This window comes from Streptacidiphilus carbonis (assembly GCF_000787775.1).
GTDB lineage: Bacteria > Actinomycetota > Actinomycetes > Streptomycetales > Streptomycetaceae > Streptacidiphilus > Streptacidiphilus carbonis.
Window position 1 is genome coordinate 132,126 of record NZ_BBPM01000019.1, and the last position, 12,810, is coordinate 144,935.

Here is a 12,810-nt window from a genome sequence, read left to right on the forward strand (position 1 = left end):
AGCAGTGTGCCGTCTGGCTACACTGTCCCTTTGCGCTGCCTTTTAGCTGCTCCGTGACTCGACCCCCGGAGTCTGCACCTCCCCGACCAGGGGTGGCACCCCGTTTGCGCACTGGCTCCGACCTGGAGAAACGTCCAGGCCCCTGAGCTCGTGTGGAAGCGCGGATGCTACCCGTGCGAGGGGTGGGCCCGGTACGCGCGTAGTGAGTCCGAGCCCTCGGAAGGACCCCCTCTTGGCCGCCTCGCGCAACGCCTCGAACAACTCCGCATCCACCGCACCGCTCCGTATTTCCTTCGCGAAGATTCGTGAGCCCCTCGAGGTTCCCAACCTCCTCGCCCTGCAGACCGAGAGCTTCGACTGGCTCCTCGGCAATCAGGCGTGGAAGGACAGGGTCGAGGCGTCGCTCGCAGAAGGACACGACGTCCCGCAGAAGTCCGGTCTGGAGGAGATCTTCGAGGAGATCTCCCCGATCGAGGACTTCTCCGGTTCGATGTCGCTGACCTTCCGCGACCACCGCTTCGAGCCCCCCAAGAACTCGATCGACGAGTGCAAGGACCGCGACTTCACGTTCGCGGCACCGCTCTTCGTCACCGCCGAGTTCACCAACAACGAGACCGGCGAGATCAAGTCGCAGACGGTCTTCATGGGCGACTTCCCGCTCATGACCCACAAGGGCACCTTCGTGATCAACGGCACCGAGCGTGTCGTCGTATCGCAGCTGGTGCGCTCGCCGGGCGTCTACTTCGACACCACCCTGGACAAGACGTCCGACAAGGACATCTACTCCGCCAAGGTCATCCCGTCCCGTGGTGCCTGGCTCGAGCTCGAGATCGACAAGCGCGACATGGTCGGTGTCCGCATCGACCGCAAGCGCAAGCAGTCGGTCACGGTGCTGCTGAAGGCCCTCGGCTGGACCTCCGAGCAGATCCTGGAGGAGTTCGGCCAGTACGAGTCGATGCGCGCCACCCTGGAGAAGGACCACACCCAGGGCCAGGACGACGCACTGCTCGACATCTACCGCAAACTGCGTCCGGGCGAGCCGCCGACCCGCGAGGCCGCGCAGACGCTTCTGGAGAACCTCTACTTCAACCCGAAGCGCTACGACCTCGCCAAGGTCGGCCGGTACAAGATCAACAAGAAGCTCGGGGTGGAGCAGCCGCTCGACGGCGGCGTCCTCACCACGGACGACATCCTTGCCACGATCAAGTACCTGGTCCAGCTGCACGCCGGTGAGACCGAGACGGTCGCCCCGAACGGCAGCACGATCGTCGTCGAGGACGACGACATCGACCACTTCGGCAACCGCCGCCTCCGCAATGTCGGCGAGCTGATCCAGAACCAGGTCCGTACGGGTCTCGCCCGTATGGAGCGGGTCGTGCGCGAGCGCATGACCACCCAGGACGTCGAGGCGATCACGCCGCAGACCCTGATCAACATCCGGCCGGTCGTCGCCTCCATCAAGGAGTTCTTCGGCACCAGCCAGCTGTCCCAGTTCATGGACCAGACGAACCCGCTGTCGGGGCTGACCCACAAGCGTCGTCTGTCCGCGCTGGGCCCCGGTGGTCTGTCCCGTGAGCGGGCCGGCTTCGAGGTCCGTGACGTGCACCCGTCCCACTACGGACGCATGTGCCCGATCGAGACCCCGGAAGGCCCGAACATCGGCCTGATCGGTTCGCTCGCCTCCTACGGCCGGGTCAACGCCTTCGGCTTCGTGGAGACCCCGTACCGCAAGGTCACCGATGGTGTCGTCACCGACAACATCGACTACCTCACCGCGGACGAGGAGGACCGGTTCGTCATCGCCCAGGCCAACGCGCCGCTGACCGATGACAACCACTTCGCCGAGGGCCGTGTGCTGGTCCGCCGCCGTGGCGGCGAGATCGACTACATCCCCGGTGTCGAGATCGACTACATGGACGTCTCGCCGCGCCAGATGGTGTCCGTCGCCACCGCGATGATCCCCTTCCTGGAGCACGACGACGCCAACCGCGCCCTGATGGGCGCGAACATGATGCGTCAGGCGGTGCCGCTGCTGAAGAGCGAGGCCCCGCTGGTCGGCACCGGCATGGAGTACCGCGCCGCGGTCGACGCCGCCGACGTGATCGCGGCCGAGAAGTCGGGCGTGGTCCAGGAGGTCTCCGCCGACTACGTCACGGTGGCCAACGACGACGGCACCTACACCACGTACCGCGTGGCCAAGTTCACCCGCTCCAACCAGGGCACCTCCTTCAACCAGAAGGTCGTCGTGGACGAGGGCGCGCGGATCGAGGTCGGGCAGGTCCTGGCCGACGGTCCCTGCACCGACGAGGGCGAGATGGCCCTCGGCAAGAACCTGCTCGTGGCGTTCATGCCCTGGGAGGGTCACAACTACGAGGACGCGATCATCCTGTCGCAGCGCCTCGTGCAGGACGACGTCCTCTCCTCGATCCACATCGAGGAGCACGAGGTCGACGCCCGTGACACCAAGCTCGGCCCGGAGGAGATCACCCGGGACATCCCGAACGTCTCTGAAGAGGTCCTGGCGGACCTGGACGAGCGCGGCATCATCCGGATCGGCGCCGATGTCACCACCGGCGACATCCTGGTCGGCAAGGTCACGCCCAAGGGCGAGACCGAGCTGACCCCGGAGGAGCGCCTGCTGCGCGCCATCTTCGGCGAGAAGGCCCGTGAGGTCCGCGACACCTCGCTGAAGGTGCCGCACGGTGAGCAGGGCAAGGTCATCGGCGTCCGCGTCTTCGACCGCGAGGAGGGCGACGAGCTGCCGCCCGGCGTCAACCAGCTGGTCCGGGTCTACGTGGCCCAGAAGCGCAAGATCACCAACGGTGACAAGCTGGCCGGCCGCCACGGCAACAAGGGTGTCATCTCCAAGATCCTTCCGGTCGAGGACATGCCCTTCCTCGAGGACGGCACCCCGGTCGACATCGTGCTCAACCCCCTCGGTGTGCCGTCCCGAATGAACCCGGGACAGGTGCTGGAGACCCACCTCGGCTGGCTCGCCAAGACCGGCTGGGACGTCTCCGGACTCTCCGAGGAGTGGGCCCGCCGCCTGCAGAAGATCGGGGCCGACAAGGCCACCGGTGGCACCAACCTCGCCACCCCGGTCTTCGACGGTGCCCGCGAGGACGAGATCACCGGTCTGCTGGACCACACCACCCTCACCCGGGACGGCGACCGCCTGGTCGGCTCCTCGGGCAAGGCGCGGATGTTCGACGGCCGCTCCGGCGAGCCGTTCCCGATGCCGATCTCGGTCGGCTACATGTACATCCTCAAGCTGCACCACCTGGTCGACGACAAGCTGCACGCCCGTTCGACCGGTCCGTACTCCATGATCACGCAGCAGCCGCTGGGTGGTAAGGCGCAGTTCGGTGGTCAGCGCTTCGGTGAGATGGAGGTGTGGGCGCTGGAGGCGTACGGCGCCGCCTACGCCCTCCAGGAACTGCTCACCATCAAGTCCGACGACGTTCTCGGCCGGGTGAAGGTCTACGAGGCCATCGTCAAGGGCGAGAACATCCCCGAGCCCGGCATCCCCGAGTCCTTCAAGGTGCTCATCAAGGAGATGCAGTCGCTCTGCCTGAACGTGGAGGTGCTGTCCTCGGACGGCATGTCCATCGAGATGCGTGACTCCGACGAGGACGTGTTCCGCGCCGCCGAGGAGCTCGGTATCGACCTGTCCCGGCGCGAGCCGAGCAGCGTCGAAGAGGTCTGACGAGGGTCCGGGTCGGCGCTGTCCAAGCAGCGCCGGCCCGCCGCCCCCAGGACCCCCTCAGACCAGATGTAAGACTTCGACCCCGAAGGTGGGATTGACGACCCGTGCTCGACGTCAACTTCTTCGATGAACTGCGAATCGGCCTGGCGACCGCTGACGACATCCGTCAGTGGTCCCACGGCGAGGTCAAGAAGCCCGAGACCATCAACTACCGCACCCTCAAGCCGGAAAAGGACGGGCTCTTCTGCGAGAAGATCTTCGGCCCCACCCGGGACTGGGAGTGCTACTGCGGCAAGTACAAGCGCGTCCGCTTCAAGGGCATCATCTGTGAGCGCTGCGGCGTCGAGGTCACTCGCGCCAAGGTGCGCCGTGAGCGGATGGGCCACATCGAGCTGGCCGCTCCCGTCACGCACATCTGGTACTTCAAGGGCGTGCCGTCACGCCTGGGCTACCTCCTGGACCTTGCCCCCAAGGACCTCGAGAAGGTCATCTACTTCGCCGCCTACATGATCACGTGGGTGGACGACGAGCGGCGCACCCGCGACCTGTCCTCGCTGGAGGCCCAGGTCTCCGTCGAGCGCCAGCAGATCGAGCAGCGCCGCGACGCCGACCTGGAGACCCGCGCCAAGAAGCTCGAGGGAGACCTCGCCGAGCTGGAGGCCGAGGGCGCCAAGGCGGACGTCCGCCGCAAGGTGCGTGAAGGCGCCGAGCGCGAGATGAAGCAGCTCCGTGACCGGGCCCAGCGCGAGCTGGACCGCCTGGACGAGGTGTGGGCCCGCTTCAAGTCCCTCAAGGTCCAGGACCTGGAGGGCGACGAGCTGCTCTACCGCGAGCTGCGCGACCGCTTCGGCACGTACTTCTCCGGATCGATGGGTGCCGCGGCGCTGCAGAAGCGCCTGGAGACCTTCGACCTGGAGGAGGAGGCCGAGCGCCTCCGCGAGATCATCAAGACCGGCAAGGGCCAGAAGAAGACCCGTGCGCTCAAGCGCCTCAAGGTCGTCTCCGCGTTCCTGCAGACCACCAACAAGCCCTCGGGCATGGTGCTGGACTGCGTCCCGGTCATCCCGCCGGACCTGCGTCCGATGGTGCAGCTGGACGGTGGCCGCTTCGCGACCTCCGACCTGAACGACCTGTACCGCCGCGTGATCAACCGCAACAACCGTCTCAAGCGGCTCCTGGACCTCGGCGCGCCCGAGATCATCGTGAACAACGAGAAGCGCATGCTTCAGGAGGCCGTGGACGCGCTGTTCGACAACGGCCGCCGTGGCCGTCCGGTCACCGGTCCCGGTAACCGCCCGCTGAAGTCCCTGAGCGACATGCTCAAGGGCAAGCAGGGTCGTTTCCGCCAGAACCTGCTCGGCAAGCGGGTCGACTACTCGGCCCGTTCGGTCATCGTCGTCGGCCCGCAGCTCAAGCTGCACCAGTGCGGTCTGCCGAAGGCCATGGCGCTGGAGCTCTTCAAGCCGTTCGTGATGAAGCGCCTGGTGGACCTGAACCACGCGCAGAACATCAAGTCGGCCAAGCGCATGGTCGAGCGCGCCCGCCCGGTGGTCTGGGACGTCCTCGAAGAGGTCATCGCCGAGCACCCGGTGCTGCTGAACCGTGCGCCCACGCTGCACCGCCTCGGCATCCAGGCCTTCGAGCCGCAGCTGGTCGAGGGCAAGGCCATCCAGATCCACCCGCTCGTCTGCACCGCGTTCAACGCGGACTTCGACGGTGACCAGATGGCCGTGCACCTTCCGCTCTCCGCGGAGGCACAGGCCGAGGCCCGCATCCTGATGCTGTCCTCCAACAACATCCTGAAGCCGGCCGACGGTCGCCCCGTCACCATGCCGACCCAGGACATGGTGCTGGGTCTGTTCTTCCTGACCTCGACCCGGGACCCGGAGACCCTCCGCGGCGTGGGCCGGGCGTTCGGCTCGACGCCGGAGGCCGTGATGGCCTTCGACGCCAAGACCCTGGACCTGCAGGCCGAGATCGACCTGCGGCTGCCGCTGGGCACCGTGCCGCCGCGCGGCTGGACCGCTCCGGTGGACGAGGACGGGAAGCCGACCTGGCAGGAGGGTGAGCAGCTGCGTCTGCGCACCACCCTGGGCCGCGCGCTCTTCAACGAGCTGCTGCCCGAGGACTACCCGTTCGTCGAGGACGAGATCAACAAGAAGCAGCTCTCGGCGATCGTCAACGACCTCGCCGAGCGCTACCCCAAGGTCGTCGTGGCGGCGACCCTGGACAACCTGAAGGCGGCCGGCTTCCACTGGGCCACCCGCTCGGGCGTCACCGTCTCCATCTCGGACGTCGTGGTCCCGCCGAACAAGCCCCAGATCCTCGAGGGCTACGAGGCGCAGGCCGAGAAGGTCCAGAAGCAGTACGAGCGCGGTCTGATCACCAAGGACGAGCGCCAGCAGGAGCTCGTGGCGATCTGGACCAAGGCGACCAACGAGGTCGCCGACGCCATGAACGCGAACTTCCCGAAGACCAACCCCATCTTCATGATGGTGGACTCCGGGGCTCGCGGAAACATGATGCAGATGCGTCAGATCGCCGGTATGCGCGGTCTGGTGTCGAACGCCAAGAACGAGACCATCGCGCGACCCATCAAGGCGTCGTTCCGTGAGGGCCTCTCCGTGCTGGAGTACTTCATCTCCACCCACGGCGCCCGTAAGGGTCTGGCCGACACCGCCCTGCGTACCGCCGACTCCGGCTACCTCACCCGTCGTCTGGTCGACGTCTCCCAGGACGTCATCATTCGTGAGGAGGACTGCGGGACCGAGCGCGGCCTTCGGCTGCCGATCGCGACCGTGGGCTCGGACGGCGCGCTGCACAAGGCGGAGGACGTCGAGACCAGCGTCTACGCCCGTGCGCTCGCCGAGGACATCGTCGTCGACGGCGAGGTGCTGGCCCCGGCCAACACCGACCTGGGCGACGTCCTGATCGACGAGCTGATCCGCCGCGGCATCTCCGAGGTCAAGACCCGCTCGATCCTGACCTGCGAGTCCGCCGTCGGCACCTGCGCCATGTGCTACGGCCGCTCGCTGGCCACCGGCAAGCTGGTCGACATCGGTGAGGCGGTCGGCATCATCGCCGCCCAGTCCATCGGTGAGCCCGGCACCCAGCTGACGATGCGTACCTTCCACACCGGTGGTGTGGCCGGTGACGACATCACCCAGGGTCTGCCGCGTGTCGTCGAGCTGTTCGAGGCCCGCAACCCGCGTGGTGTCGCCCCGATCAGCGAGGCCGAGGGCCGGGTGCGGATCGAGGACACCGAGAAGACCCGCAAGCTCGTGGTCACCCCGGACGACGGCAGCGAGGAGATCGCCTACCCGGTCTCCAAGCGCGTCAAGCTGCGGGTGTCCGAGGGCGAGCGGGTGGAGGTCGGCCAGCAGCTGACCGCCGGTACCGTCAACCCGCACGACGTCCTGCGCATCCTGGGCCAGCGTGCCGTCCAGATCCACCTGGTGGCCGAGGTCCAGAAGGTCTACAACTCGCAGGGTGTGTCGATCCACGACAAGCACATCGAGATCATCATCCGGCAGATGCTCCGCCGGGTCACGATCATCGAGTCCGGCGACGCCGAGCTGCTGCCCGGCGAGCTGGTCGAGCGCGGCCGCTTCGAGACCGAGAACCGTCGTGTGGTGTCCGAGAGCGGCCAGCCCGCCTCCGGCCGTCCGCAGCTGATGGGTATCACCAAGGCCTCGCTGGCGACCGAGTCCTGGCTGTCGGCCGCCTCCTTCCAGGAGACGACCCGGGTGCTCACCGACGCGGCGATCCACGCCAAGTCGGACCCGCTGCTGGGCCTGAAGGAGAACGTCATCCTCGGCAAGCTCATCCCGGCCGGTACGGGTCTGCCCCGCTACCGCAACATCCGGGTGGAGCCGACCGAGGAGGCCAAGGCCGCGATGTACTCGGCCGTCGGCTACGACGACATCGACTACTCGCCCTTCGGCACCGGTTCCGGCCAGGCCGTCCCGCTGGACGACTACGACTACGGCCCCTACACAGGCTGACCGTCGCAGGCAGTACGCACAACACCGCAGGGCGGTCGCTCCCGAGAGGGGGCGGCCGCCCTGCGGCGTTGCCGGTGCTCCCGGCGTCGTCCGCGGCGGCGTCGTCCGCGGCGGCGTCGTCCGCGGCGGCGCCGGCGTCGGTGGTGTCAGCGTGGGTGGTGTCAGCCGTTCATGATCAGCTTCGCCAGCGTCCTCGGGTCGGGCTCCTGCGCGTCGGCGCCGACGCGGTTGCGGCGCAGCCGGTCGTAGCCGGGCATCCGCTGCTCGGCCCTGGTGCCGGGGGCGCGTTCGACCACCGTCACGCCGCTCTCCGCCTCCAGGACCGGCGCGTACCCCGCGGCGCGCAGGGCGTCCAGGGTGGCGCTGGGGGAGTGGGTGCTGATCAGAACCGTCGGCGCGATCCGGCGCAGCCCCAGCTTGGCCAGCACCCTGGTCTTCGACAGCTCCAGCACCAGCGCCTCGTCGTCGGAGCGGACGCAGCAGGCGGAGCGGACCACCCGGACCCGTCCGTGGGTCCTGCCGGTGTCCCTGACCAGGTACTCCAGCGGCTGGGGCAGCCCGCCCTCGGCCGCGTCGCGCAGTTCCGCGAGCAGGTCGTCCGCGCTCCTGCCGCCGTCCAGGGCCCGGCGGACCGAGGCCGCGCTGAACCGCCAGACCACCGCATGGCCCTCGGACTCCCGGTCGGCGGCCGACCCCATCAGCTCCGCCAGCGCCGCCGAGGGCGCGCCGGCGGCGACCGCGGTCAGGTCGGCCTGGAACCTGGCTTTCTGCTGGGGGGCCGGCAGTAGCGCGGTGCAGGCCTCCATGAGCAGCCGCAGCGGCTCCTGGTAGGCGTCGCCGCCCTTGGCCGCGATGCCCGGGACGCAGGGGAACCAGTCGGCCGCGTCGGTCTCCAGCAGGGCCAGCACAGCCTCGCCCAGCGGCGTCGGCCGGCCGTGGGCCAGCACGCCCAACTGCTCCGCCTCCAGCAGCGTCGCCAGCACCCGGGTCAGTCCGTCGCTGTCCAGGGTGACCAGGCCCGGGCTGTGCCAGCCGACCAGCAGGACCAGCTCCTCCAGGATCTGCGCGTCGAAGCCGCCGACCGGCCCCAGGCCCTGGCCGGGCGGCAGCGAGGCCAGCGCCCGGAGCAGCTCGCGGCGCAGCGGCACCGCCTCCTGGTCCTGCGGCGCGACCAGGGCGACCGGGGTCTCCTCCCGGTACTCGGGCCACCAGGTCAGCACCTCGGGGATGACCGCCCAGGTGGCCACCAGCGGTACCAGCCGCTCGGCGGGCGCGCTGGCCAGCCAGTCGTCGTAGCGCCCGGTCGGCAGCAGCCGCAGCGGCGCGGTCGGCACGGCCGGGCGCCGGCTGCGGCCACGGGGTGCGGGGACGTCCGGCAGTTCCTGGTGGTCAGCGAGCAGGTCGGCGTTGTAGGCGAGATCCAGCCACAGCCGGGTCTGCTCCTCGGGCGCCTCGATGGCCTTGGCCAGCCTTCTGGTGTCCCTGACGGCCAGACCGCCGGACTTGCGGATGCCCGGGGGAGCGGCGGCGCAGGCGGCCAGCAGCAGCTCCACCTTGCGGCTGGCCGAGGCGGCGGCGGCCTGGGCCTCCCTCAGCGCCTCCGGCACCGGGCGCACGCCGGCGGTCAGCACCGGCGGCTCGGGATCGAAGCGCACCTGGAACCGCCCGTCGGCCGCTGCTTCCAGGACCTCGTAGGGCAGTTCCACCAGGTCGGGTCCGACCGGCACCAGCAGACCGTGCTCGGCCAGCCAGTCGGTGGCCGGGTCGCCCGAGCCGCCGGGCCGCAGCCGGTACTTGGTGCCCGGGCCGTAGTGGTACCCGCCGAGCGGGGCGAAGCAGTGGGTGCGCATCAGGTGCGGCCCCTCCACCAGCGGCTGCAGCATCTCGCCGACGGCCGGTGGGGCGGAGGCGAGCAGGGACTGCACCAGCTCCCGGTCGCCGAGCGCCGCGACCACGGCGGCCTGCGCGGTGTCGCGGTTGCGGCTGGGCGGCAGGTCGAGCCCGGCTGCGATCCGGTGCACCTCCGGCGCGTTGAAGGCCTCGCTCATCAGCTGGGCGACCGGGCGGCTCAGGCCCATCGCCTCGGCCAGGTGCCGGTGCAGGAACGCGGGCAGCGCCAGCTCCCCGGCCCCGGCCGGCAGCACCAGCGCCAGGCGCTGAAGCTCCGTCAGAACCCGCTCTGCGGCGGCTCGCAGGCCCTTGTCGTCGCCGGCGAGGAAGTCCAGCAGGGCCTCGGTCGCCACCGGTCGGGTGGACGGCTCCAGCGCGGTCCAGTAGGGCTGCGGCAGCAGCGCCCCGTGCCGCCGGGCGGCCAGCCACACCCCGGCGGACAGCAGTTGCAGCCCCGGCGCGGTGAGTCGGCTGACGGCCGCCCCGACCGAACGGTCCTCCAGGAGCTGCTGGGCCAGGGCGTCGAGGCTCTGCGGGATACGCCCGCCGCGGGTGTCGCTCTGGACCCGCCGCGATTCCAGCAGGTCCGCGAGTTCGTCGGCGGAGCGGGTGGCGAGGTGCTCGGCGAGAGCTTGAACGGACTTCACGGGCGAACTCCAGGTGCGACGGTCACTCGACGTTACCGCGTGCGGGGTCCGGGGCGGGCGGTTCTGTGGGAGCTCCGGTGCGGACCGTAGGGGGCTTGTCGCGCAGTTCCCCGCGCCCCTGGCTGCAACTGGCCCGGTTGCCATGGGTCAGGGGCGCGGGGAACTGCGCGAACAACCATGCACAGGCTGCACCGCTACTGCGACAGCTCCCCGTGCCCCCGCAACTGCGCGCGGTCGGCGGCAGCGCGCCCCTGGGTCCAGCCCTCGTAGTCGCTGGCTCTTATCGCCCGGCCGGCGCGGGCGTTGGGGAACATCTGCTCGGTGGAGCGGCGTACCGCCTCCTCGCGGGCGGCCAGGACCGGCAGCAGCGAGGAGGAGTCCTCGCGGCCCTCCGCGCGCAGCCCGTTCAGGGCCTCCTCGGTCGCCTGCGCGGTCGCCCCGGAGAGCCGCTCCCTGATCCGGGCCGCATAGGACAGCAGGAAGGAGTGCCGGAACGCCTTGGTCCTCGAACTCCCGGCGCCGCCGTTCTGTATCCCGGCACTGTTCATCGCGCTGGTCGCCTGCACCAGCAGCGAGGTGTACAGCAGCTCGACCGCCTCCAGGTCGGCCGGGAAGCCCACCACCGTGCAGAAGCCCAGCTCCCTGGTCCACAGCGAGGTGGCCCGGTTGGCGCCGGCAACCGCGTCCAGCAGCAGTGCCTTGGGCGCCTCGTAGGGGTTGTCCACCCCGATCCGGCAGGCCCCGGGCTCGATCCGGCTGCCCGAGGAGGCCGCCAGCAGCGCCTCGTCGATGCTGTGCTGCGCCATCAGCTGCTGCGCCTTGGCGGTCAGCGCCTCCGCCTCGTCCGGGAACCCGGTGGACTCGGCCTTGGCCAGCAGCGCCCGGATCCGGCCGAGCATCCTCGGCTCGCTCCCGGTCTTCTGCGCGAACGGCAGGGCGGACCCCTGGGCCCGCGGCACGGCCCCCGGCGGCGGTCCGAGCGGGGCCAGCCGCGGCAGTCGCCCGATCAGCCGGTACAGCTCCAGCAGCAGGGTCGCCACCGAGAAGCGGTCCAGCCGCTCGCGCTCCGCGACTCCGGGCAGGAAGGCGTCGTCCTGGCCCCACCAGTCGGCGGCCTCCAGCTCGCGGAGCTGGCCGGCCCAGCGCGGGTCGAGGCCGGCCGCCGCGTAGCCGCGCAGCTCGGCGGCGACCAGGTCGACCGCCAGCCGCAGGTGTCGCGGCGTCAACTCGCGCCGGACCGCCCGGGCCAGGTCGGCGGGCTGCCAGCCGGACTGCCACAGCCGGGCCAGCTGCGCCGCGCTGACCAGCAGCACCGCCCGCCCGGTCTCCGGCCAGCGCGCGGCGGGCTCCGAGAGCAGGCTCGCAGCCCGGTCCAGGGCGAGGTGGTAGTCGTCCTCGGCGGCGTGCAGCACCGCGCCGCAGGCCGCCTCCACCAGCTGCCCCAGTGGGGGCTCCCCGGGCTGCGCCCGGGCGTGCTGCTGCGGGGGCTGTGCGTGCCGGGCCTGCTGGTGGGCCGTCTGGTCCCGCTTCTTGACCCGGCGGTACTGCGGGTTGCGCTTGCCCATGACGGCCCTCCTTCTGTGTGCGGCGCCGAAGATGCCGAAGACATTGCCGACCACCATTGTCCCGGAAGGGCGGGACCGACCCCGACGAACACGCTCCGCGACAGTGTCCCAGCAGGGTGTGACATCCCCGATCGCCTGAAGAAGCAGGGACTCCGTTGTGGCAAGCTGTCCCCCGCCCGCAGCACAACGAGACCGCCAAACCCAATTGAACGAGCAGACCCAGGGGTTGAACGAGCGATGGCAGGCCCTGCGATAACCCGTACGCACCGCGCACTCATCGGAGTGGTCGCCGCCGGCGCCTTCATCATCGCCGGCATCGGCTTCACCGGGTCCTACGCCGCGGTGCGTGAACTGGCCCTGCACAAGGGCTTCGGGAACTTCTCCTATGTCTTCCCGATCGGCGTGGACGTCGGCATCGCCGTCCTGCTGGCGCTGGACCTGGTGCTGACCTGGCTGCGGATCCCGTTCCCGCTGCTGCGGCAGACCGCCTGGCTGCTCACCGCGGGGACCATCGTCTTCAACGCCGCCTCCTCCTGGGGGGACCCGCTGGCGATGGCGATGCACGCGATCATCCCGGTGCTCTTCGTGGTGGTGGTGGAGGCCGCCCGGCACGCGATCGGGCGGATCGCCGACATCAGCGCGGACCGGCACATGGAGTCGGTGCGGCTGATGCGCTGGATCCTCTCGCCGGTGCCCACCTTCCGGCTGTGGCGGCGGATGAAGCTGTGGGAGCTGCGCTCCTACGACGACGTGGTGCGGCTGGAGCAGAACCGGCTGGTCTACCGCACCCATCTGCGGGCCAGGTACGGCCGCGGCTGGCGCCGGCAGGCGCCGATCGAGACCCTGCTGCCGCTGAAGCTGGCCAAGTACGGTGTGCCGCTGGATCTGGAGGTGATCCGCAGCGCCCCGCTGCCCGCGGCGCGGCAGGCGGAGCAGCCCGCGCAGAGCCAGCCGGTGCCCGCGCCGCAGCTCGCGCCCGGCGCGGCGCAGGACGCGCC

The 12,810-nt window shown here is 70.1% G+C and carries 5 protein-coding genes; 3 read left to right on the forward strand and 2 right to left on the reverse strand.

Translation table 11 applies throughout. From position 1 onward, the window contains the following. Positions 1–232 precede the first annotated feature (232 nt). Positions 233–3,706, forward strand: a complete 3,474-nt coding sequence (gene rpoB / locus TR46_RS17540) for a DNA-directed RNA polymerase subunit beta (RefSeq protein WP_042401587.1) — start codon at positions 233–235, stop codon at positions 3,704–3,706. Between the two features lie 104 nt (positions 3,707–3,810). Further along, the gene (locus TR46_RS17545; RefSeq protein WP_042401590.1) at positions 3,811–7,710 is read left to right on the forward strand and encodes a DNA-directed RNA polymerase subunit beta'; all 3,900 of its coding nucleotides are present in this window, start codon (positions 3,811–3,813) and stop codon (positions 7,708–7,710) included. A 161-nt stretch (positions 7,711–7,871) separates the two neighbouring features. On the opposite strand, the gene TR46_RS38065 is transcribed toward TR46_RS17545, so the two are convergent. Both TR46_RS38065 and TR46_RS17555 read right to left on the reverse strand, forming a co-directional pair. Then, the gene (locus tag TR46_RS38065) at positions 7,872–10,247 is read right to left on the reverse strand and encodes a helicase-associated domain-containing protein (protein WP_052432891.1); all 2,376 of its coding nucleotides are present in this window, start codon (positions 10,245–10,247) and stop codon (positions 7,872–7,874) included. Positions 10,248–10,441: 194 nt separating this feature from the next. Continuing rightward, entirely contained in the window at positions 10,442–11,812 is a 1,371-nt protein-coding gene (locus TR46_RS17555) for a DUF2786 domain-containing protein (protein ID WP_084718635.1), read from the reverse strand. A 237-nt stretch (positions 11,813–12,049) separates the two neighbouring features. On the opposite strand from TR46_RS17555, the gene TR46_RS17560 reads away from it, so the two are divergent. Continuing rightward, positions 12,050–12,810: DUF2637 domain-containing protein (locus TR46_RS17560; protein WP_152626542.1), on the forward strand; the 761-nt coding region annotated here is incomplete at its 3' end.

Coding starts and splice junctions, on each gene's coding strand:
- TR46_RS17555 (WP_084718635.1), bottom strand. CDS start 11,812: ATGGGCAAGCGCAACCCGCAGTACCGCCGGGTCAAGAAGCGGGACCAG.